The organism is Paracoccus zeaxanthinifaciens ATCC 21588, assembly GCF_000420145.1.
In the GTDB taxonomy this organism is placed as follows: Bacteria; Pseudomonadota; Alphaproteobacteria; order Rhodobacterales; family Rhodobacteraceae; genus Paracoccus; species Paracoccus zeaxanthinifaciens.
In genome coordinates this window covers 82,774-104,011 of sequence record NZ_ATUJ01000006.1, presented here as the reverse complement: position 1 = coordinate 104,011, position 21,238 = coordinate 82,774, and the positions used below count along the sequence as shown (strand labels likewise).

The 21,238-nt window shown below is 67.5% G+C and carries 26 protein-coding genes; 14 read left to right on the top strand and 12 right to left on the bottom strand.

The features are described 5' to 3' along the window. The 6 genes from F804_RS0107965 to F804_RS0107940 form a co-directional block, all read right to left on the bottom strand. Window positions 1–306: an urease subunit beta gene (locus F804_RS0107965; protein WP_022707225.1), complete on the bottom strand. Its 306-nt coding sequence runs from the start codon at window positions 304–306 to the stop codon at window positions 1–3. Next, window positions 303–479 (bottom strand): hypothetical protein, encoded by a 177-nt coding sequence (locus F804_RS17505; protein ID WP_022707224.1) that lies wholly within the window; start codon window positions 477–479, stop codon window positions 303–305. Before F804_RS17505 ends, F804_RS0107965 begins: the two co-directional genes overlap by 4 nt. Continuing rightward, window positions 480–791 carry an urease subunit gamma gene (locus F804_RS0107955; protein ID WP_022707223.1) on the bottom strand — a complete coding sequence of 104 codons (312 nt, stop codon included), beginning with the start codon at window positions 789–791 and terminating at the stop codon, window positions 480–482. A gap of 1 nt (window position 792) precedes the next feature. Next, window positions 793–1,578, bottom strand: a complete 786-nt coding sequence (locus tag F804_RS0107950; RefSeq protein WP_040595858.1) for an urease accessory protein UreD — start codon at window positions 1,576–1,578, stop codon at window positions 793–795. 162 nt (window positions 1,579–1,740) lie between these two features. Beyond that, window positions 1,741–2,505: a GNAT family N-acetyltransferase gene (locus F804_RS0107945; RefSeq protein ID WP_022707221.1), complete on the bottom strand. Its 765-nt coding sequence runs from the start codon at window positions 2,503–2,505 to the stop codon at window positions 1,741–1,743. Between the two features lie 61 nt (window positions 2,506–2,566). Further along, window positions 2,567–3,643 carry an AI-2E family transporter gene (locus tag F804_RS0107940; protein ID WP_022707220.1) on the bottom strand — a complete coding sequence of 359 codons (1,077 nt, stop codon included), beginning with the start codon at window positions 3,641–3,643 and terminating at the stop codon, window positions 2,567–2,569. 145 nt (window positions 3,644–3,788) lie between these two features. On the opposite strand from F804_RS0107940, the gene ndk reads away from it, so the two are divergent. From ndk to dps, 5 genes are all read left to right on the top strand, one after another. Further along, complete coding sequence (gene ndk, locus F804_RS0107935) at window positions 3,789–4,211, top strand: nucleoside-diphosphate kinase (RefSeq protein WP_022707219.1); 423 nt, start codon at window positions 3,789–3,791, stop codon at window positions 4,209–4,211. A gap of 143 nt (window positions 4,212–4,354) precedes the next feature. Continuing rightward, window positions 4,355–5,281 (top strand): ACP S-malonyltransferase, encoded by a 927-nt coding sequence (fabD, locus tag F804_RS0107930; RefSeq protein WP_022707218.1) that lies wholly within the window; start codon window positions 4,355–4,357, stop codon window positions 5,279–5,281. A 33-nt stretch (window positions 5,282–5,314) separates the two neighbouring features. Continuing rightward, entirely contained in the window at window positions 5,315–6,052 is a 738-nt protein-coding gene (gene fabG, locus F804_RS0107925) for a 3-oxoacyl-ACP reductase FabG (RefSeq protein ID WP_022707217.1), read from the top strand. Between the two features lie 176 nt (window positions 6,053–6,228). Then, window positions 6,229–6,462, top strand: coding sequence for an acyl carrier protein (locus F804_RS0107920; protein ID WP_022707216.1), 234 nt, complete (start codon window positions 6,229–6,231; stop codon window positions 6,460–6,462). A 37-nt stretch (window positions 6,463–6,499) separates the two neighbouring features. Further along, window positions 6,500–7,081, top strand: a complete 582-nt coding sequence (gene dps, locus F804_RS0107915) for a DNA starvation/stationary phase protection protein Dps (protein WP_084686527.1) — start codon at window positions 6,500–6,502, stop codon at window positions 7,079–7,081. A 54-nt stretch (window positions 7,082–7,135) separates the two neighbouring features. Here the strand turns inward: dps and F804_RS0107910 are convergent, their stop codons facing one another. After that, window positions 7,136–7,954, bottom strand: a complete 819-nt coding sequence (locus tag F804_RS0107910; RefSeq protein ID WP_022707214.1) for a sulfotransferase family protein — start codon at window positions 7,952–7,954, stop codon at window positions 7,136–7,138. Between the two features lie 170 nt (window positions 7,955–8,124). Between F804_RS0107910 and F804_RS0107905 the strand changes: the two genes are divergently transcribed. Together F804_RS0107905 and F804_RS0107900 are read left to right on the top strand one after the other, a co-directional pair. Next, window positions 8,125–9,702 (top strand): DUF5928 domain-containing protein, encoded by a 1,578-nt coding sequence (locus F804_RS0107905; protein WP_022707213.1) that lies wholly within the window; start codon window positions 8,125–8,127, stop codon window positions 9,700–9,702. Between the two features lie 12 nt (window positions 9,703–9,714). Continuing rightward, the gene (locus tag F804_RS0107900) at window positions 9,715–10,098 is read left to right on the top strand and encodes an HIT domain-containing protein (protein WP_022707212.1); all 384 of its coding nucleotides are present in this window, start codon (window positions 9,715–9,717) and stop codon (window positions 10,096–10,098) included. A 3-nt stretch (window positions 10,099–10,101) separates the two neighbouring features. Here F804_RS0107900 and F804_RS0107895 read toward each other — a convergent pair whose 3' ends face one another. Further along, a complete protein-coding gene (locus F804_RS0107895; RefSeq protein WP_022707211.1) occupies window positions 10,102–11,025 on the bottom strand; it encodes an ABC transporter ATP-binding protein in 924 nt (307 codons plus the stop codon). 153 nt (window positions 11,026–11,178) lie between these two features. Here F804_RS0107895 and F804_RS0107890 point away from each other — a divergent pair, with 153 nt between their 5' ends. Further along, entirely contained in the window at window positions 11,179–11,361 is a 183-nt protein-coding gene (locus F804_RS0107890; protein WP_028725768.1) for a zinc-finger domain-containing protein, read from the top strand. 34 nt (window positions 11,362–11,395) lie between these two features. Here F804_RS0107890 and F804_RS17150 read toward each other — a convergent pair whose 3' ends face one another. After that, window positions 11,396–11,572: a DUF2256 domain-containing protein gene (locus F804_RS17150; RefSeq protein WP_211214617.1), complete on the bottom strand. Its 177-nt coding sequence runs from the start codon at window positions 11,570–11,572 to the stop codon at window positions 11,396–11,398. A gap of 92 nt (window positions 11,573–11,664) precedes the next feature. Between F804_RS17150 and polA the strand changes: the two genes are divergently transcribed. The 5 genes from polA to queE all read left to right on the top strand — a co-directional run bounded on the left by polA (window position 11,665) and on the right by queE (window position 17,077). Beyond that, a complete protein-coding gene (gene polA, locus F804_RS0107885; protein ID WP_022707209.1) occupies window positions 11,665–14,463 on the top strand; it encodes a DNA polymerase I in 2,799 nt (932 codons plus the stop codon). A 45-nt stretch (window positions 14,464–14,508) separates the two neighbouring features. Further along, window positions 14,509–15,234, top strand: coding sequence for a transcriptional regulator FnrL (gene fnrL / locus F804_RS0107880; RefSeq protein ID WP_040595826.1), 726 nt, complete (start codon window positions 14,509–14,511; stop codon window positions 15,232–15,234). Window positions 15,235–15,318: 84 nt separating this feature from the next. Then, window positions 15,319–16,020, top strand: a complete 702-nt coding sequence (queC, locus tag F804_RS0107875; protein WP_022707207.1) for a 7-cyano-7-deazaguanine synthase QueC — start codon at window positions 15,319–15,321, stop codon at window positions 16,018–16,020. Next, complete coding sequence (queD, locus tag F804_RS0107870) at window positions 16,020–16,373, top strand: 6-carboxytetrahydropterin synthase QueD (RefSeq protein ID WP_022707206.1); 354 nt, start codon at window positions 16,020–16,022, stop codon at window positions 16,371–16,373. The genes queC and queD overlap by 1 nt, the downstream gene beginning before the upstream one ends. Continuing rightward, window positions 16,370–17,077: a 7-carboxy-7-deazaguanine synthase QueE gene (gene queE / locus F804_RS0107865; protein WP_022707205.1), complete on the top strand. Its 708-nt coding sequence runs from the start codon at window positions 16,370–16,372 to the stop codon at window positions 17,075–17,077. The genes queD and queE overlap by 4 nt, the downstream gene beginning before the upstream one ends. Here queE and F804_RS0107860 read toward each other — a convergent pair. Continuing rightward, the gene (locus tag F804_RS0107860; RefSeq protein WP_022707204.1) at window positions 17,074–17,916 is read right to left on the bottom strand and encodes a universal stress protein; all 843 of its coding nucleotides are present in this window, start codon (window positions 17,914–17,916) and stop codon (window positions 17,074–17,076) included. The genes queE and F804_RS0107860 overlap by 4 nt on opposite strands. A 237-nt stretch (window positions 17,917–18,153) precedes the next feature. Then, on the bottom strand, window positions 18,154–19,488 hold the full coding sequence (gene miaB / locus F804_RS0107855; RefSeq protein ID WP_022707203.1) for a tRNA (N6-isopentenyl adenosine(37)-C2)-methylthiotransferase MiaB: 1,335 nt from the start codon (window positions 19,486–19,488) through the stop codon (window positions 18,154–18,156). Window positions 19,489–19,551: 63 nt separating this feature from the next. Here miaB and F804_RS15995 point away from each other — a divergent pair, with 63 nt between their 5' ends. After that, a complete protein-coding gene (locus tag F804_RS15995) occupies window positions 19,552–19,917 on the top strand; it encodes a TfoX/Sxy family protein (RefSeq protein ID WP_022707202.1) in 366 nt (121 codons plus the stop codon). Here the strand turns inward: F804_RS15995 and F804_RS0107845 are convergent. Then, entirely contained in the window at window positions 19,886–21,184 is a 1,299-nt protein-coding gene (locus F804_RS0107845; RefSeq protein ID WP_022707201.1) for an alpha/beta hydrolase family protein, read from the bottom strand. The two genes, F804_RS15995 and F804_RS0107845, sit on opposite strands and share 32 nt — an antisense overlap. Window positions 21,185–21,238 lie beyond the last annotated feature (54 nt).

The following is a 21,238-nucleotide window of genomic DNA, read 5'->3' as shown; positions in this document are numbered from 1 at the left end:
TTACAGCGCCCCCATGATGTCTTGGCGGAACCCCTGCACGACGCGCGCGCCGGCAAGGGGGATCAGGCGGATTTCCCGCGACTGGCCGGGCTCGAACCGGACGGCGGTGCCTGCCGGGATCGACAGGCGCATGCCACGCGCGGCATCGCGGTCGAAGCGCAGGCCGGGATTGGTCTCGGCAAAGTGGTAATGGCTGCCGACCTGGATGGGACGGTCGCCGGTATTGGCGACCATCAGCGCGATCTCGTCCCGCCCCTCGTTGAGGGTGATCGTGCCCTCGGCGGGCAGGATCTCGCCCGGGATCACGAGCGGCCCCGCAGCAGCACCCATGCGGCGACGCCCGCGGCCACGATCAGGGCCAGCGTGCCAAGGTGGTCGGGCTGGGTCAGCAGGTGGGTGGGGTCCGCGTCATTGTGGTGGCCGGGATGGGCCAGGGCGGCGGTGGGCAGCAGGGCGGCGGCGGCGATCAGGGTTCTCATTCAGTCCTCCTCTCGAATGGGATGATGGACGGTAACCAGCTTGGTGCCGTCGGGAAAGGTTGCCTCGACCTGCACCGATTCGATCATGGCGGGGACGCCGGGCATGCACTGGCCCGCGGTGATCACATGGGCACCGGCCTGCATCAGGTCGGCCACGGTGCGGCCGTCGCGCGCGCCCTCGACCACGAAATCGGTGATGAGGGCGATGGCCTCGGGGTGGTTCAGCTTGACGCCGCGCGACAGGCGGTTGCGGGCGACCATCGCGGCGACCGAGACCAGCAGCTTTTCACGCTCGCGGGGGGAAAGGTTCATGTCAGACCTGCCAGATGCGGGGAAGGGGATCGGGGCGCAGCGCCCCCAGAAGGCGGTTCACCTGCCGCCGCAGGGGCCAGTCGCCCTGCGCCAGAAGGCGGATGACCAGGCGTCCGGGCGGGGCGCTGGCCGCGCCCGTCACGCCGGGTTCGTCCAGCACGTCGCGCGCGCGGGTCAGAAGATCGGGCGCATGGGGCGCGATCACGGCCAGCGTCGCCAGCGCGCGGGCGGTCCCTGTCAGCGCGGGTCCGGCAAGGCGCGGCAGGGTCGCGTCATTCAGGGCCAGCGCATCGTGATGCAGGATGCGGCCGTCGCGATACACCTCGCGGCGGTCGCGCAGATGCAGGCGGGCTGGAACCTCGTCCATGGCGATGCGGCCAAGAACCACGGTTTCCAGCAGCATGCAGCCCGCATCGCCCGCAAGGTCGATCCGCGTGTGGCGGTCCAGCTTCGATCCGTGGAACAGGATGGTTTCCTGCGGCAGCCAGTCCAGCCAGCCGCCCGCACCCACGGTCAGGCTCACCTGCGCCTGCGCGGGGTCGTCCGTCGCGCGATAGGCGCGTTCCGCCGTCTGGGTCGTCGCCAGCGCGCGCGTGCCGGGGCGCAGATCGACCGCGAAGGCCAGCCTGTCGCCCGATGCCAGCCCCCCCGAGGTGTTCAGGAACACGATCTCGGGCAGGCCCGCCGTCATGCGCGGCAGCATCGCCTTGGCCGAGCCGCGCTGCGACAGGTCGATCAGCCCGCGCGGCCCCATGACGACATGCGCGCGGCCTGCGCTGCGCTGCATGCGGGGGGCGCATGGCGCGCCGGTCGTGCTTTCCATCCTGTCGAACATATGGGCAGGGGGCGTCGATTGCGCGGCAAGGTCAATCATCCGCACGGGCATTCCTGCCGTCCTATCGGGCATGAAACGGGATGCTGCCCGAAAATGGGGCAGTTTGCGCGTATCCTATGCAGTCCCGTTCAGCATGGCATCCAGCAGCCGCTTGCGGGCGGGGGGGATGGCGCGGATCTCGACCCCGGTGAAGACATGCATCGTCTTCAGCGCCGGATCGACCACCGCGTGGTCGCTGACCCAGCCGCCCATCGCCAGATAGCTGCGCAGCAGCGGCGGCATCGCGGCCATGGCGCGCTTGGGGTCGGGCTTGCGCATCCGCAGCGCGCGGGCAAAGCGGAAGACGCGGGGCGCCTTGACGCGCGGCAGCCAGCGGCGCGGGGCGAGGTGGCGCTCCTTCAGCATGGCGAAGGCGTCCTCGTGGGGTTCGGGTTCGCAGCCGATGAAGCTGGAGCAGCCGAACAGCATCTCGACCCCGGTCTCGTCCACGAATCGGGTCAGGGCGGCCCAGGCGATGCGGACGATGTTCGGGTCGTGGCAGTCGGGATGGATGCAGAAGCGTCCCATTTCGACCATCGGCCCGTCGAAGCGCTGCAACGCGTCCAGATCGTAGAACTGGGCCGAGTAGCTGCGCGCGATCTGCGAGCCGTCCGCCAGCGGCAGGAAGCGGAAGGCGCAGACCAGCGTGCCGTGGCGCATGTCCTCGATCAGCATGTGGCTGCATTCGGCGTCCAGCGCGTCGGCATCCAGCGCGGACCCGTCGTCGGGGGCGCCGTTGCGGCCAAGGAAGCATATCCAGCGCAGGCGCTGCGCGGCGCGCAGGTCGTCCGGCGTCTCGGCCAGGCGGGCACGATAGTGTCCCTTGCGAAGCGGCTGCATGGCGCGACCCTCTGCTGTTCGTCGCGCCATCATAGCGCGAAGATGTGTCGGAATCACGAAATCAAGCGTCGTCGCGGTCGCCCAGGATCCCCTCGATCCAGATGCTGCGCACAAGGGTGATGACCACGATCAGCAGAGGCGTCGCAAGGATGACGGCGGCGGGGTGGAACATCGCGGCGACCGCGACGATGGCGATGATCGTCAGCGCGGGGGGCAGTTCGACCGCATAGCGCTGGATCATGGGCATCAGGACGTTGCCCTCGAACATCTGGATCGCGGTGAACAGCGTGATGACATAGGCAACGGTGTCCAGCCCCTCGGGGGCGGCGGCGACGGCGGCGACCGCCCCCGAGAAGAACGGCCCGATGATCGGCACGATGTTCGTCAGCCCCGCGATCACCGCAAGGATCAGCGCAAGCGGCACGTCCAGCGCCCACAGCCCCGCACCTGCCAGAATGGCCACGAACAGCATGTCCAGCGCCTGTCCGCCCATCCAGTGCGCCAGCTTGTGGTGCAGGTCGTCCAGGACGGCATCGGCGCGGTCGCGCGACGCGGGCGGCACCAGCCGCAGCGCGCCCCCGCGATAGGTTGCGCCGTCCATCGCGAAATAGACCGACAGCACGATCAGCAGGAAGATCGTCGTGACGCTGCCCATCATCGTGTTCAGCGTCCCGGCCACCGCGCCGAAGACGTCTGGCAGCTTCTGGGCCATCTGCATCATGCCGCCCTCGGACCCGCCATCCGAAGGCTGGGGCAGGCGCTGCAGGATCGCGTCCCCCATCGGATGCCCCGAGATCCAGTCCGACACCGCCTGCCAGGATTTCGGAAGGCCGCGGATCAGGCTCTCGAACTGCGCAAGGATGGCGGGGCCGGCCATGCGCAGGGCCAGCGTGGTGATGCCAAGGACGGCCAGCAGCACGACAAGGACGCCCGCGCCGCGCGGGATGCCGGTCAGGCGGTGCAGCCCGCGCGCGCCCGCCTGCAGCGCGATCGCCAGAAGGATCGCCGCGAAGATCTGCAGCAGCAGGTTCGACCAGAACCAGATCGCGGCAAGCAGCAGGATCATCGCGATGGTGCCCGCGGCAATGCGCAGACCGTTTGCAAGGGGATCGGGGCGGGCTTCGGTTCGGGTGGGCATCGCCTCTCCTGCCTTGGTTCATTGGCAGAACGGGCGGGCGGGCCGCGGGTTCCACGCTTGCCCGAAGGGCGCAACCCTGCTAACCGGACGCGGATTTCACGAAGCGGGCAGGCATCGCGCCCGCGCCAGACACAAGGTGATGACCATGGCCATCGAACGCACCCTCTCGATCATCAAGCCCGACGCGACCCGCCGCAACCTGACCGGCAAGATCAACGCCAAGTTCGAGGATGCCGGCCTGCGCATCGTCGCGCAGAAGCGCATCAAGCTGTCGACCGAGCAGGCGGGCAAGTTCTACGAAGTCCACAAGGAACGCCCCTTCTACGGCGAGCTGGTCGAGTTCATGGCCTCGGAGCCGGTCGTCGTCCAGGTCCTGGAAGGTGAATCGGCCATCGCGAAGAACCGCGAAGTGATGGGCGCCACCAACCCGGCAGACGCAGCCGAAGGCACCGTCCGCAAGGAATTCGCGCTGTCCGTCGGCGAGAACTCGGTCCACGGTTCGGACGCTGCCGAAACGGCCGCGCAGGAAATCGCGTTCTTCTTCTCGGGTCTCGAACTGGTCGGCTGAGCCCGACCTTTCCCCGAAGGATCGACGTGGAAAGGCCCCCTCGCGGGGCCTTTTCTTTTGCGCATGCGGCATGGGGCTTCGGTTGCGGCCCGCCTGCGCAGCGGCTATGCCCTTCCATGACGCAACGATATTCGGGGGACCCCATGCGGGCATTCGTGTTTCCGGGGCAGGGCGCGCAGACCATCGGAATGGGTCGCGAGCTGGCCGAGGCCTATCCGGCGGCGAAGGACGTCTTCGACGAGGTGGACGAGGCACTGGGCGAGAAGCTGTCGGACCTGATCTGGAACGGCGATGCCGAGACGCTGACGCTGACGCAGAACGCGCAGCCGGCGCTGATGGCTACGTCCATCGCGGCCTTCCGTGCGCTCGAGGCCGAGGGCTTCAACATCATGGACGGCAATTTCGTGGCCGGCCACTCGCTGGGCGAATACTCGGCGCTGTGCGCGGCGGGTGCGATCAGCCTGTCGGATACCGCGCGGCTGCTGCGCCAGCGCGGCCAGGCCATGCAGGAGGCCGTGCCGGTCGGGCAGGGCGCCATGGCCGCGGTGCTGGGCCTCGACTTCGAGACGGTGGACCGCATCGCCCGCGACGTGGCCGGCGACGAGGTCGTGCAGGCCGCCAACGACAACGATCCGGGGCAGGTCGTCATCTCGGGGCACAAGGCCGCCGTGGAACGCGCCGCCGAGGCGATGAAGGAAGCGGGCGCCAAGCGCGCGCTGATGCTGTCCGTGTCCGCACCGTTCCATTCCGTGCTGATGCAGCCCGCCGCCGCCGTCATGGCCGATGCGCTGGCAGGCGTGGACATCCAGCCACCCGCGATCCCGCTGATCGCCAATGTCCGTGCCGAGGCCGTGATCGAACCGGGCGCCATCCGCCGCCTTCTGGTCGAGCAGGTCACGGGCACCGTGCGCTGGCGCGAATCCATCGCCAACATGGCCGATGCCGGCGTGACCCAGTTCTGGGAGATCGGCGCGGGCAAGGCCCTGTCGGGCATGATCAAGCGCATCGCCAAGGGCGTGGACACCCGCAATGTCGGGACGCCTGCGGATATCGCCGCGCTGAAGGGCTGACGCCCGCATCTGATGACGAAAAGGAATGCCTTCATGTTCGATCTGACGGGTAAATGCGCGCTGGTGACCGGCGCATCGGGCGGCATCGGCGGCGCCATCGCCGAGGCGCTGCACAAGGCCGGCGCGACCGTCGCGCTGTCCGGCACCCGCGAGGCCCCGCTGCAGGAACTGGCCGCGAAGCTGGGCGAGCGCGCCCATGTCGTGACCGCGAACCTGGGTGACGCGGAATCGCTGGCGGCCCTTCCCACGGCCGCGGCCGAGGCGATGGGCGGGCTGGACATCCTGGTGAACAACGCGGGCATCACCCGCGACAACCTGTTCATGCGCATGTCCGACGACGAATGGGCGCAGGTGCTGGACGTGAACCTGTCCAGCGTGTTCAAGCTGTCGCGCGGCGTGCTGCGCGGCATGATGAAGGCGCGTTGGGGCCGCATCATCAACATCACCTCGGTGGTGGGGGCGACCGGCAATCCGGGGCAGGGCAACTATGCCGCCGCCAAGGCGGGCGTCGTGGGCATGTCGAAATCGCTGGCCTACGAGGTCGCCAGCCGCGGCATCACGGTCAACTGCGTGGCGCCCGGCTTCATCGCCACCGCCATGACCGAGAAGCTGAACGACGAGCAGAAGGCCAAGATCAGCGGCCAGATTCCCTCGGGCCGCATGGGCACCCCCGAAGAGATCGCGGCCGCCGTGCTGTACCTTGCCAGCCCCGAGGCCGGTTACGTCACGGGGGCCACGCTGCACGTCAATGGCGGGATGGCGATGGTCTGAACCCGGTCTTGCAGCGCCGCAACGCCCCGCAGGGGCAAGTGCAAAAGCGGTTGCAAGAGGGTTCTCTGGTGCTATATCCCCCGCTTTAGCAGCAGGGAAACCGCCCTGTGCTGAATCGGACCGGATGACGGCCCGTGAAATTTATGGGCGGATGCCCGCGACAATGAGGATATGACATGAGCGATATCGCTGATCGCGTGAAGAAGATCGTGGTGGAGCACCTGGGCGTCGACGAGGACAAGGTGGTCGAGGCCGCTTCGTTCATCGACGATCTGGGCGCAGACAGCCTCGACACCGTCGAGCTGGTCATGGCGTTCGAGGAAGAGTTCGGGATCGAGATCCCCGACGACGCCGCCGAGACCATCCAGACCGTCGGCGACGCCGTGAACTTCATCAAGGGCGCCGTCTGAGCCCCTTGAGACAGAAGGCCCCGCAAGGGGCCTGACGATGACGGCGCCCGCTTCCGTGAGGCGCCGTTCTTCGTTTCATGGAACCGCGCGGCGACCGGCGCGGTTCATTCGGCAGATCCAATTCGGAAAAACGAAGGAGCTGCCGATGGCTGTCAATGTCCAGGGCCTGTCCGACAACGCCCGCAAGACCTCGATCACCGAACTGAACGCCGCCCTTGCGGATGCGATCGCGTTGGGACTGGCGATCAAGCAGGCGCATTGGAACGTGAAGGGCCGCAACTTCATCGCGGTGCACGAACTGTTCGACACCGTGCGCGACAACCTGAACGAACAGATCGACACCTTCGCCGAGCGCGTGCAGGTGCTGGACGGTGTCGCCAAGGGCACGGTCGAGATCGTGGCCGAGGCCGCGACGCTGGACCCCTATCCCACCGACCTGACCAAGGCCGAGGACCACATCCGCGAGGTCTGCGCCCGCATGCGCGCCTATGGCGAGAAGGTCCGCAAGTCGATCGACGCCGTGGGCGACGCGGGCGACGAGGGCACGGCCGACGCCTTCACCGCGGCCTCGCGCACGGCGGACAAGGACCTGTGGTTCATGGAGAGCCACCTGGAGTGACCGAGGCGGTCGCCCGCCATGCGAAAGGCGCCCCTCGGGGCGCCTTTTTCGGTTTCAGCGGCCCAGCTTGGCGTGAACCTCGTCGATATCGACCTCGCCCAGGGGCATCTTGTTGTCCGGATCGTCGAAATCATAGCGGAACAGCTGGAAGTCGCTCTTGTAGATTTCCCAGACCAGGTGGCGCGACAGGTCGTCGAAATAGTCGCTGACCTTGTGGGCGCGCTTGGGTCCGTGCCCTTCGGATTCGTTGAAGCGCGGCACGTCCGACAGCGCGATGTCCACGCGCGTCTCGGCGGCGTCGAGAACCTTCTGCATCCCTTCGTTGAACTTCTCGGTAAAGAAGATCTGGTCGTAGCGGCCGCCGTTCACGATGAAGGTCGAGATATGGCCCGACATCGCGGACCAGTGGATGTCCGGCTCCATCGGCTTGCGGAAGCGGATGGTGTCGCGCGCGAACAGAAGGAAGCGGCGGAAGCTGGCGACCTGGTCGAACTCGAACCCGTTCTCGGGGGTGCCGACATCGATGCCGTAGCGCTGGATCAGCTGCGGCACGAGGTTGCCGCGATAGCGCCGCCCGTTGCGCTGGATGCCCGCGATCTTGTCGAAGAACGAGGACAGGATGCGGGTATAGGGGTTGCGGACGCAGGTGAAGGTGACGGCCTTGTGCTCGTGGACGCCCCGCTCGATCGGCTGCTGGCTGTGGTCCTGCGACCACTTGTGCAGCCCTTCGGTGGAATCGTGGATGTCGCCGTCGAAGAAGCGTCCATGATCCGAATAGAACATCACCTGCCCGATGGTCGAGCACGCGCATTTCGGCACGACCCGATAGATGATGCTTTCGCTTTCCGTCATCCAGACGCCGGGAAAACCCATGACTACCCTTACCTCGCATTCGCCCGCCGGTGGTGGCGCCGGGGCCGCCCATCGGCGTGCTTCTTGTTCATGCGACAAAAATCGCTACACACAAAGACCAAAGCCGGAAGAGTTTTTCAACGTCTTAACGAGACCAATCTGCATCAAGCCGAAGGGACTTCCCGATAAGCATGGCACGGATCGCCTTCATTCTGCTTGTTCACAAGGACCCGAAGGGCGTCATCGACCAGGCGCGGCGGCTGACGGCCGCGGGCGATTACGCGGTCATCCATTTCGACCGCCGCAGCCCCGCCGAGATGTTCGACGAGATCCGCGAGGCCCTTGGCGATCATCCGGGGGTTGCGTTCGCGCCCCGGCGCCACAAATGCGGCTGGGGTGAATGGTCGCTTGTCGCGGCCACCCTCGAGGCCCTGCGCGAAGCCGAGCGCGTCTTTCCCCATGCCACGCATTTCTACATGCTGTCGGGCGACTGCATGCCGATCAAGTCGGCGGAATACGCGCGCGAGTTTCTCGATTCGCAGGATTGCGACTTCATCGAGAGCTTCGACTTCTTCGCCAGCGACTGGATCAAGACCGGGATCAAGGAAGAGCGGCTGATCTATCGCCACTATTTCAACGAGCGGAACAGCAAGCGGCTGTTCTACGGCAGCATGAGCCTGCAGAGGCGGCTTGGCCTTGCGCGCGAGGTGCCGAAGGACCTGCGGATCATGATCGGATCGCAATGGTGGTGCCTGCGCCGCCAGACGGTCGAGGCCGTGCTGGAGCTGATCCGCCAGCGCCCCGAGATCCCGCGCTTCTTCAGCACGACCTGGATCCCGGACGAGACCTTCTTCCAGACGCTTGTCGCCCATGTCGTGCCCAAGACACAGATCCGCAGCCGGACCCTGACCTTCCTGATCTTCAGCGATTACGGGATGCCGGTCACCTTCTACAACGACCATTACGACCTGCTTCTGCGGCAGGACTACCTGTTCGCGCGCAAGATCAGCCCCGAGGCGCTGGAGCTGCGCGCGCGGCTGGGGGCGCTGTGGCAGACGCGGGGGCTGGATTTCCCTATCGCGGCCGAGGGGCGGCGCCTGTTCGCCTTCCTGACGGGGCGCGGCCGGATCGGGCGGCGCTTCGCCCCCCGCTTCTGGGAGGCCGACGGCAGCCTTGGGCGGCAGCGCAGCGTGCATGTGATCGTGGCCAAGAAATGGCATGTCGCCAAGCGGCTGACCGACGCCATCCGCCGCAATACCGAGATCCCGGCGGTCGATTACATCTTCAACGAATTGCAGGCCAACCTGCCCGAGATGGGCGGCGTCGCATCCTCGGTCGGCAAGCGCGAGCGTCACAGGCGGGCGCTGGTCAAGCTGCTGTTCGACCAGTTCGGGACCGACCGGCTGGTCCTCTGCGCGGACCCCTCGGCGGTGAGCCTGATCAAGGATTTCGACGACGACCGGTCCGAGACGCGCGTCCTGTTCATCGAGACCGGCCTCGACGACGATTACGTGCGCGGACATATGGGCCGCGTGGGCCTCGTGTCGTCGGATGCGCCCGACGACGTGGTCGAACGCCTGCTGCCCGTGGTGCGCAACGATCTGGACCACGAGGCCGACCGCCTGCGAGAGGCGGGCCTTGCCAACCTGTTCACCCTGTCCAGCGACGCGGACGAGGATCGCAACACCGTGGCCCTGGCGAATTTCCTTGGCCTCACCGAAGACCGGGCCCGCGAGCTGGCCCGCACCCCGCATCTTTTCGCGGATTGAGAAAGGACGACCATGCCCTTCACCTATGACGACGACAACATCTTCGCGAAGATCCTGCGCCACGAGATCCCGAACGACACCGTGGCCGAGAACGATCACGCGCTGGCCTTCCGCGACATCTCGCCCAAGGCGCCCAGCCATGTGCTGGTGATCCCGAAGGGCAAATATGTCAGTTTCGACGATTTCAGCGCCAATGCGAGCGATGCCGAGATCGCGGGCTTCATGCGGTTGTGCGCGCAGGTCGTCGCGGCCGAGGGGCACGGGATCGGCGATGGCGGCGAAGGCTTCCGCGCGATCACCAATTCCGGCCCGCATGGCGTGCAGGAGGTACCGCATTTCCACCTGCACATCATGGGCGGGCGGATGATGGGTCCGATGGTCAGCCTGCGCGACTGACCCTCAGTCCCGGGTCATCTGCACGAAGACCTGTTCCAGGTCGGGCTGCTCGGTCGCCACGTCGACGATGGGCAGCCCCGCCTCGCGCAGCGCGTCGATGATGCGGTCCGCGCGCAGCCGCGACGGGGGATAGGTGATGGCCATGCGCCCGTCGGGGCGGATCTCGGCGCGGGCGCCTTCGGGCAGCGGCGGGATCCGCGCGGCGCCGCCCGTGTCCAGCACCAGCGTCTTCGCGTCGCTGCCCGCCAGCAGGCTGCGCGTGTCCTGGCGGACGACCAGCTGGCCGTGGTTGATGATCGCGATCTCGTCGCACATCTGCTCGGCCTCTTCGAGGTAGTGTGTCGTCAGGATGATGGTCATGCCCGCCTCGTTCAGCTTGCGGACATTGTTCCACAGCATCTCGCGCAGGGTGATGTCGACGCCCGCGGTCGGTTCGTCCAGCACCAGGATCTGGGGCCGATGGACCAGCGCCTTGGCCAGCAGCAGCCGCCTGCGCATGCCGCCCGACAGCGTGCGGGCATAGGCGTTGGCCTGATCGGTCAGGCCCACCAGCTCCAGCAGCTCGTCCGTCCAGCGTTCTTCCTTCGGGACGCCATAGAGACCGGCCTGCACCTCGAGGCTGGCGCGCGGCGTGAAGAAGGGATCGACGTTCAGTTCCTGGGGCATGACGCCGATGGCCGCGCGCGACTGGCGCGGGTTCACGTCTTGGTCGAAGCCCCAGATGGTGACCTTGCCCGCGGTCTTGTTCACCAGCCCGGCGAGGATGTTGATCATCGTGGACTTGCCCGCGCCGTTCGGCCCCAGAAGCCCGAAGATGCTGCCTGCGGGGATGGTCAGATCGACGCCCTTCAGCGCCTCCTTGGCGGGGGCGTTGCCCTGGGGGGCATAGGTCTTGCGAAGGCCCGCGATTTCGATGGCATGGGTCATGGGGCTGGTCCTTGCAATGCTTGCGAAGAAGGGCGGCGCTGCGTAAACGGGTTAGACCAGATGATGCAAGCCGCCACAAGAAGGCCAGCCATGACCAAGCAAGTGACCCCCGAGAACCCGCTCTCGACCGAGACGGGTCATGCCGCGACCCGGATGCCCGCCCCCGAGACGGTCACGGTGACGAAGCGGCGCGTGGCCTGCGACGGCGACGATGCGGCCGGGATGGGCCATCCGCGGGTCTGGCTTGCGATCTCGCCCGAGACGGGGTTCGTGGATTGCGGTTACTGCGACAAGCGCTTCGTGATGGACCCGGACCACGCGGACGACGCCCACTGAGGGGCACGCCCCTCGGCCCCCGTCGAGGGGGCCTTCACGGCGGGGTGGCTGCGCCACCCTTCGCAGCCCGCCGCGCATCCCCCCTGCAGCGATCCGAGCAGTAGCGCACTTGGTCCCAGTCGCGCGCCCATTTGCGGCGCCATGCGAAGGGCCGCCCGCATTGGGCGCATGTCTTCTGCGGCAGGTCGCCCTTGCGTCGCATCTTTGCCATTCGCATCCTTTCGGCGGCTGGAAGATCGGGCCGGGCCGTGGCAAAAGACGAGCCTGGACAAGCACGGGCCTGGACAAGCAAGGAAGGTGAGCATGGACGACGCATTCGGCAAGGGCTGCCATCTGCATCTGATCGACGGATCGGCCTTCATCTTCCGCGCCTATCACGCGCTTCCGCCGCTGACGCGCAAATCCGACGGGCTGCCCGTCGGCGCGGTTGCGGGCTTCTGCAACATGCTGTGGAAATACGTCCAGGACAGCGGCGGCAGCGATGCGCCGACCCATGCGGCGGTGATCTTCGACCATTCCTCGAAGACCTTCCGCAACGAGATCTTCGCCGATTACAAGGCCAACCGTCCGCCCCCTCCCGAGGATCTGCGCCCGCAATTCCCGCTGACCCGCGAGGCGACGCGCGCCTTCAACATCTCCTGCATCGAGACCGAGGGCTACGAGGCCGACGACATCATCGCGGCGCTGGCCTGCAAGGCGCGTGACGCGGGCGGTGCGGTCACCATCATCAGCAGCGACAAGGACCTGATGCAGCTGGTGGGCGACGGGGTCGAGATGCTGGACCCGATCAAGAACAAGACGCTTGGTCCCGACGAGGTGTTCGAGAAGTTCGGCGTCGGCCCCGACCGCGTCGTGGACGTGCAGGCGCTGGCGGGCGACGCGGTGGACAACGTGCCGGGCGCGCCGGGCATCGGGATCAAGACCGCCGCCCTGTTGATCCAGGAATACGGTGATCTGGAGACGCTTCTGGACCGCGCGTCCGAGATCAAGCAGCCCAAGCGCCGCCAGACGCTGATCGACCATGCCGAACAGATCCGCATCAGCAAGCGCCTGGTCGAACTGGACCGCAACACGCCGCTGGACTTCACCTTGGAAAGCCTTGCGGTGCAGGACCCTGTCCCCGACGATCTGCTGGGCTTCCTGACCGAGATGGAGTTCCGCACCCTGACGACCCGCGTGGCCGAGCGTCTGGGCGCCGAGGCCCCGGCCATCCAGGCACCTGCGGTGCCCGATGCGCCCGCAGCCCCCGAGATGCCCGCGATCGATACCGCCAGCTACGAGACGGTCACCGACATGGACCGCCTGCAGGTCTGGATCGACCGCATCCGCGACCTAGGCGAGGTCGCGCTGGATACCGAGACGACGGGCCTCGACGAGATGCGCGCCGATCTGGTCGGCATCTCGCTGGCGGTGGCGCCGGGCGAGGCGTGCTATGTTCCCCTGGGCCATGTCGAGGGCGAGAGCGGCGGTCTCTTCGGCGGTGCGGAGCGCGTCGCGGGTCAGCTGGACGCCCGCGACGTTCTGGATGCGCTGCGCCCCGTGCTGGAAGACGCCTCGATCCTGAAGATCGGGCAGAACATGAAATACGACTGGAAGATCCTGTCGCGTCTGGGCATCGACACGGCGCCCCTGGCCGACACGATGCTGATGTCCTATGCGCTGAACGCGGGCACGCACAACCACGGCATGGACGAGCTGGCCGAGCGTTACCTCGGGCACAAGTGCATCCCGATCAAGGACCTGATCGGGTCGGGCAAGTCGCAGATCACCTTCGCGCAGGTCGCCATCGACAAGGCCGCCCCCTATGCGGCCGAGGATGCGGACGTGACGCTGCGGCTCTATCGTCATTTCGCGCCGCTGCTGCCTGCGGAAGGCGTGGCGACCGGCTATCACCGGCTGGAAGCGCCGATGATCCCCGTCCTGGCCGCGATGGAGATGGCGGGCATCCGCATCGACACCGAGGTTCTGGCCCGCATGTCGAACGCCTTCGCCCAGAAGATGGCCCAGCTGGAGGACGAGATCCACGGCCTGGCGGGCGAGACCTTCAACATCGGCAGCCCCAAGCAGCTGGGAGAGATCCTGTTCGGCAAGATGGGCATGGAGGGCGGCAAGCAGGGCAAGACCGGCGCCTATTCCACCAGCGCCGACGTGCTTGAGGATCTGGCCGTCAGCCACGACCTGCCCGCGCGGGTGCTGGACTGGCGCCAGATCAGCAAGCTGAAATCGACCTATACCGACGCGCTGCAGACCTATGTGAACCCCGAGACGGGGCGCGTCCATACCAGCTACTCGATCACGGGGGCGCAGACCGGGCGGCTGGCGTCCAGCGAGCCGAACCTGCAGAACATCCCCATCCGCACCGAGGAAGGCCGCCGCATCCGGCAGGCCTTCGTCGCGCCCGAGGGTTATCGGCTGGTCGCGCTGGATTACAGCCAGATCGAACTGCGCATCCTTGCGCATGTGGCCGACATCCCCGCGCTGAAGCAGGCCTTCCGCGAGGGGATCGACATTCACGCCATGACCGCCAGCCAGATGTTCGGCGTCCCGGTCGAGGGCATGGACCCGATGATCCGCCGCCAGGCCAAGGCGATCAATTTCGGCGTGATCTACGGCATCTCGGGCTTCGGGCTGTCGCGCAACCTGCGCATCCCGCGCGCCGAGGCGCAGGAGTTCATCGACACCTATTTCGCGCGCTTCCCCGAGATCCGCGCCTATATGGACAAGACGGTGGCCGATGCGAAGCAGGACGGCTTCGTGCGGACCCTGTTCGGGCGGCGGATCAACACGCCGGGCATCAACCAGTCCGGCCCCGCCGCGGGGGGCGCGCGTCGCGCCGCGATCAACGCGCCGATCCAGGGTGCCGCCGCCGACATCATCCGCCGCGCGATGATCCGCATGCCCGCGGTCATCGCGGACCTGCCCGCGCGGATGCTGCTGCAGGTCCATGACGAACTGGTCTTCGAGGTGCGCGAGGATGCGGTGGACGACCTGATCGCCCGCGCGCGCGGCATCATGGAGGGCGCGGCCGAGCCCGCCGTCAAGCTGTCGGTGCCGCTGGTGGTGGATGCGGGGCAGGGCGCGAACTGGGCCGAGGCGCACTGATCTGTCGCGTTGTGCGGCGCCTGCGACAGGCGTATCATCGCCGTCATGGACACGCGCGCACCCAGCCTGCAGACCGGCAGATGCCAGGACTGCCCGATCCGGCATCGGGCGGTCTGCGCGCATTGCGAGGCCGACGAGCTGGCCAAGCTGGAGGCGATCAAGTTCTATCGCAGCTTCGAGGCCGGTCAGCACATCCTGTGGGAAGGCGACCGGTTGGATTTCGTGGCTTCGGTCGTCACGGGCGTCGTCGCACTGACCCGCACGCTTGAAGACGGGCGCACGCAGATGACGGGCCTGCTGCTGCCAAGCGACTTCCTGGGCCGTCCGGGCCGCGAGAACGCGCCCTGCCACGCGACGGACGTGACGCTGTGCTGCTTCCGCCGCCAGCCCTTCGACCGGCTGATGCACACGACCCCGCATCTGTCGCAGCGCCTGCTGGAGATGACGCTGGACGAACTGGACGCCGCCCGCGAATGGATGCTGCTGCTGGGCCGCAAGACCGCGCGCGAACGCATCGCGACCTTCATCGCCATGATCGCCCGCCGGCAGGGCGGACAGACGCGCGGCGGCCCCATGCGGCTGGAGCTGCCCCTGACCCGCGAGGCGATGGGCGATTACCTGGGCCTGACCATCGAGACCGTCAGCCGCCAGATCGGCGCCCTGCGCCGCGACGGCGTGATCGAGCTTGCGGGCCTGCGCGGCATCACCGTGCCCGACCCCGCAAGGCTGGCCGCCGAATGCGGCGACGACAGGCGCCATCCGCCCCACTGACGGGGTTCACAACGCGCGCCCCCGCTGATATGCGGGCGCTTCCCGGTCGCAGCCTACCCGGGTCACAAAAACAAGGGTTCACACATGAAGACCACTCTCGTCTGTTCGGGCGGGCTCGATTCCGTTTCCCTCGCCCATGTCCTGGCCGCCGATGGCCACCTGTCGCGCATCGTCAGCTTCGATTACGGCCAGCGCCACCGCAAGGAGGTGGATTTCGCCCAGGCCTGTGCGCGGCGCCTGTCGGTGCCCTTCCACCTGATCGACCTGTCCGACCTTGCCTTCGCACTGAAGGGATCGGCGCTGACCGACGATATCGACGTTCCCGACGGCCATTACGCCGAGGAGACGATGAAGATCACCGTCGTTCCCAACCGCAACGCGATCATGCTGACCGTCGCCTTCGGGATTGCTGCGTCCCATGGCGACGATCACGTGGCCGCCGCGGTGCATGGGGGCGATCACTTCATCTATCCCGATTGCCGTCCGGGCTTTACCGATGCCTTCGCGTCGATGCAGCGCGCGGCGCTGGAGGGCTATGCCGATGTCGGGCTGCACGTGCCCTTCGTCCATGCGTCCAAGGCCGATATCGTGGCGGCAGGCGCACGGGCGGCCACGCCCTTCGCGCTGACCTGGTCCTGCTACAAGGGCGGTGATCGCCATTGCGGGCGCTGCGGCACCTGCGTCGAGCGGCGCGAGGCGTTCGACATGGCCGGCGTCTTGGATCCCACCAGCTATGCCGACCCGGATTTCTGGCGGCAGGCCGTCGCGGCCCATGGGGGCGCGTGATGTACCGGATCACCAAGGAATTCCACTTCAGCGCGTCGCATCAGCTGGCGCATCTGCCGGGTGACCATCAATGCGCGCGGCTGCACGGGCATAATTACGTGGTCGTGGTCGAGCTGGCATCCGAGCGGCTGAACGCGGACGGCTTCGTGCGCGACTATCACGAGCTGGCCGATCTGAAGCACCATATCGACACGCGCTTCGACCACCGGCACCTGAACGACGTGATCGACGGCCCCTCCACCGCCGAGAACCTGGCCCGCCATTTCTTCGACTGGTGCCGCGCCCGCTGGCCCGAGACCGCTGCCGTCCGCGTCAGCGAAACGCCCAAGACCTGGGCCGAGTACCGCCCATGACCACCCTGCGCATCGCCGAGATCTTCGGCCCGACCATCCAGGGCGAAGGCGCGCTGATCGGCCAGCCCACCATCTTCGTGCGCGCGGGCGGCTGCGATTACCGCTGTTCCTGGTGCGACAGCATGCATGCCGTGGACAGCAGCTTCCGCCATTCCTGGCCCGCGATGGAGCCCGCCGCCATCATGGCGCGGATCGAGGATCTGTCGGGCGGGCAGCCGCTGACCGTCTCGATCTCGGGCGGGAATCCGGCGATCCAGGATTTCGGTCCGCTGATCGCGATGGGCCGGGCGCGCGGCTATGGCTTCGCGCTGGAGACGCAGGGGTCTATCGCCCGGGACTGGTTCGCGGATCTGGACATGCTGGTCCTCAGCCCCAAGCCGCCCAGCAGCAACGAGGTGCCCGACATCGCGGCCTTCGAGGCCTGCCTTGCCGCAAGGGGCCGGGGCGAGGTGTCGCTGAAGATCGTGATCTTCGACGATGCGGATTACGCCTGGGCGCGCGACTTCGCCGACCGCCATCCCGATCTGCCGCTGTACCTGCAGCCCGGCAACCCCGAGGTCGACCCCGAGGTGCCGGTGATGGCGCAGGACGTGGCTGACCGGCTTCTGTGGCTGGTCGGTCGTGTCAATGCCGACCGCTGGTTCCGCCCACGCCTGCTGCCGCAGCTGCACGTCATGCTGTGGGGGAACATGCGCGGGGTCTAGCGCGCCATGAGGACGGGCAGTTCGGCCTGTTCCAGCATGTTGCGCGTCGCCCCGCCCAGGATCGCCTGGCGCAGCCGCGAATGGCCATATGCGCCCATCACCACCATGTCGGCGCCGATCTCGACCGCGCGGCGGTTGATCTCGTCGCTGATGCGGGGCGCGGTGCGGGCCAGGACCGCGATCTCCGCATGCACGCCGTGGCGGACCAGCATCTGGGTCAGCATCCCGCCCGGATCAGATCGCTCGGCCCCCGCGCGCTGCGGGTCGATGCAGGTGATCTCGACGGCGCGGGCGGCCTGCAGCAGGGGCAGGGCGCGGCGGATGGCGGCCAGCGCCTCGGGGGACTGGTTCCACGCCACCAGGACGCGGTTCGGCGGCAGGGTCGGGGCGGGGGCGTTCATCGGCAGCACCATGACGGGGCAGGCGCCCTCGAACAGGGCGGCCTCGCAGATCATCTCGGCATCGCCGGGCTGCCCCTCGGCATAGGGGCTGGCAAGGACCGCCAGGTCCGCGAAGCGCGCCTTCATCCCGACAAGGCCCGCGATCCCGCCCGATTGCGCGACCAGCGCCTCGGACGACCAGCACAGCCCGACCGATCCCGCCAGCGCCTCGGTGACGCGGGCGTTCAGATGCTCGGCATCCTCCATCGCCATGGCGATCGCCTCTTGCAGGCCATAGGCCGTGCCGCCGGGAAAGAAATAGGCGGGCTGGCTGTTGTCGATCCCCAGGCAGAGGATCTCCAGATGGGCGTCCTGCTGCCGCGCCAGGTTCGCCGCCCGCTCCAGTTGCGGGATCTGCGATTCGGCGCTGAGAACGGTGAGAATGGTCTTGTATGCCATGATCGCCTCCTGTCCTTGGGCATGGGGACAGGATGGCAGGCATCGGCGCGGGCCGCATTGACGCGGATCAAGCCCGGCGATTGATCTGGATCAAGGCCGCGTCGGCGCGCTGCGGGCAGGCTGGCGGGCACGGCATCGGGCCCCGCCCGCCCGTCTTCCGCCCGACACCCCCCAAGGGCAGTGCGGAAGGCCGACCCCCTGTCCACATCGCGCGTTCCGCAGGGGGTCGGCGAAAGCTCAGCCGACCAGTTCGCCCCGAAGCGAATGCGGCGCGCTTTCGACGATGCGGACCTGCACCAGGTCGCCCGCCTGCGCATCGGGCGCGTCCACGAAGACCGAATGCAGATAGTCGGATTTCCCCACCATCTGCCCCGGACGGCGGCCCGGCTTCTCGAACAGAACGCCCAGGGTGCGCCCCACCATCGAATCCTGCACCGCGTGCTGCTGGCTGTTCAGCAGCGCCTGCAATTCCCGCAGGCGGGCATCGACCACGTCCTCGGGGACCTGCGGCTTGCCGAAGGCGGGGGTGCCGGGGCGGGGAGAGTACTTGAAGCTGAAGGCCGTGCCGAAGCCCACCTGCTCGACCAGCCGCAGCGTGTCGGCATGGTCCTGGTCCGTCTCGCCGGGGAAGCCCACGATGAAATCGCTGGTCAGCAGGATGTCGGGGCGGGCGTCCTTGATGCGATCGATCAGGCGCAGGTACTGGTCGGCCGTGTGCTTGCGGTTCATCGCCTTCAGGATGCGGTCGCTGCCCGACTGCACCGGCAGATGCAGATAGGGCATCAGCGCGGGAATGTCGCGATGCGCCTCGATCAGGTCGTCGGCCATGTCGTTTGGGTGGCTGGTCGTGTAACGGATGCGGTCCAGCCCGTCGATTTCCGCGATGGCGCGGATCAGGCGGCCGAAGCCCCATTCGCGACCATCCTCGCCCAGCCCGTGCCAGCCGTTGACGTTCTGGCCCAGCAGGGTGATTTCGCGCACCCCGCGGGCGACCAGATCGCGGGCCTCGCGCAGGATGCGTTCGACGGGGCGGCTGACCTCGGCCCCGCGGGTATAGGGCACGACGCAGAAGGCGCAGAACTTGTCGCAGCCCTCCTGCACGGTCAGGAAGGCCGCGGGCGCGCGGCGGGTGGCGCGGCGTTCGGGCAGGTGGTCGAACTTGTCCTCTTCGGGGAAGTCGGTGAGGATCCGCGGGGCCTCGCCGCGCAGCATCTGCGGCAGGCGGTGATAGGTCTGCGGGCCCACGACCAGGTCGACCAGCGGCATCCGGCGCACGATCTCCTCGCCCTCGGCCTGGGCGACGCAGCCCGCCACGCCGATCTTCAGGTCGGGCTTGCGGTTCTTCAGCGGGCGCAGGCGGCCAAGATCGGAATAGAGCTTCTCGGCGGCCTTCTCGCGGATGTGGCAGGTGTTCAGCAGGACCATGTCGGCATCGGCCTGGTCCTCGGTCAGGACGTACCCCTCGGGTGCCATCGCCTCGGCCATGCGCTGGCTGTCATAGACGTTCATCTGGCAGCCATAGGTCTTGATGAATAGCTTTTTCGCGGCCTTTTCGGTGGCGTCCTGGGTCATGTCATGCTGTCCTTGGAATCCGGTGTCGGATACAGCAAAGGCAGGCAATTGGAAAGTCACGCGATGGAAAGCGACCTGACGGCGATCCGCAATATCGGCCCCGCCACCGCAAGCGCGCTGATCGCCGCGGGGATCCCCGACGCGGCGACCCTGCACCGCATCGGCGCCCACGAGGCCTATCGCGCCCTGCTGCAATCGGGCGAGCGGCCGCATTTCATCGGGTATTACGTCCTGTGCATGGCATTGCAGGGCAGGCCGTGGAACGACTGCAAGGGAGCCGAGAAGGACGACCTGCGCGCCCGGTTCGACGCGCTGGTCGCCGAGGCGCGGCCCCCGTCCCTGACGGGGCTGGAGGCCGCGCTGGATGCGATCGGGCTGCGGGCGCCCGATCGGGCGGTCACTTCCCCGAAGCGCGCGTCTCGAAGCTGAGACCCTTGGCCGTGCGGTTGGCAAAGCCCTTCCAGTAGGTGTTCGCCTCGTCGGGGTTGCCATCGGCATCGGCGGACCAGACGCCATCCGCCGCATCCGGCACCAGGTCCAGGTATTCGCCCGCCGCGTTGTCGCCCTTCAGGTGCAGGTCCAGGAACGCGGTCGAGAAATGCTGCAGCACGTTGTTCATGCGCACCGTATCCCAGACCGGGTCGGCGTAATGCTCGAACGGGGCCCAGCCCAGCTTCTCGGACATCTGCCAGGATTCGACCGGCGCGGGCATCGGGGCGGCGGCGTTGTGATTGGCGTATTCGAAGGTCAGCAGGTGCCGCGTCGTGCCCGTCGTCTGCGCGAAAATGTCCCGGATCGCGTCATAGACCGACACGTCGTCATCGCTGCCCGAGACGAGCATCAGCGGCTTGGACAGCTTGGCAAGCCCGCCCGCATCCCAAAATTCGTGCTGACGGCCCCAGGGCGCGATGGCGATGACCGCCTTGACGCGCGGATCGACCAGCGCGTCGTGTTCCTCGCTGCCCGATGCCAGGCGGTCCAGCAGTCCGTCCGGGGCGACGAAGCGATCCGGCTCGGCCCGGTCGATCGCGGCCTGCGACAGGCCCGCGCCGCCGAAGATCAGCGCGCCATAGCCGCCCATGGAATACCCGATGACGGCGGCATTGTCGGCATCGATCGCGGCCCCCAGGTCGTCCTGCAGCCCGGCCATGCTGTCCAGCAGGAAGCGCTGGTCCACCGCGCGGTTCACCAGCGTCGAGGTGAACAGCCCCATGTCGTCATAGGTGCTTTCGGGATGGTCCGCCGACACGACGACATAGCCCTTCGAGGCGAGGTTCTCGGCCAGGTGGCTCAGCAGCATGCGGTTGCCCGGATAGCCGTGCGAGATGATGACGAGGGGGAACTCTCCGCTGGCGACGGCGGCGTTGCGGGACGCGCGGCCCTGCAGCTTCACCTCGGTCTCTCCGTCGCGCAGAAGCGTGGTATAGGTGCCGCCCTCATCGGTGCCCTCGGCGGCGGGGTACCAGATCTCGGCGGACAGGGTGCGGGGGCCGCGGATCTCGGCGCCCTCTTCGGCGGTGGCGGTCACGTCGATGCGGTCGGGATCGGTGAATTCGACCGCCCGCACGCCGATGGGCGATGCACCGTATTGCGCCAGTTCGGGCGCGTCGGGACGGATCAGGTCGATGCGGTTCTGTGCCAGCGCCGGTCCCGCCGCAAGAAGGGCCGCTGCCGCGGCCAGTTTCAGATGTGCCATTGGTTCCTTCCTCTCGGATCGGGGAAGATTGCAGAAATTGCACTTTGTGCACAA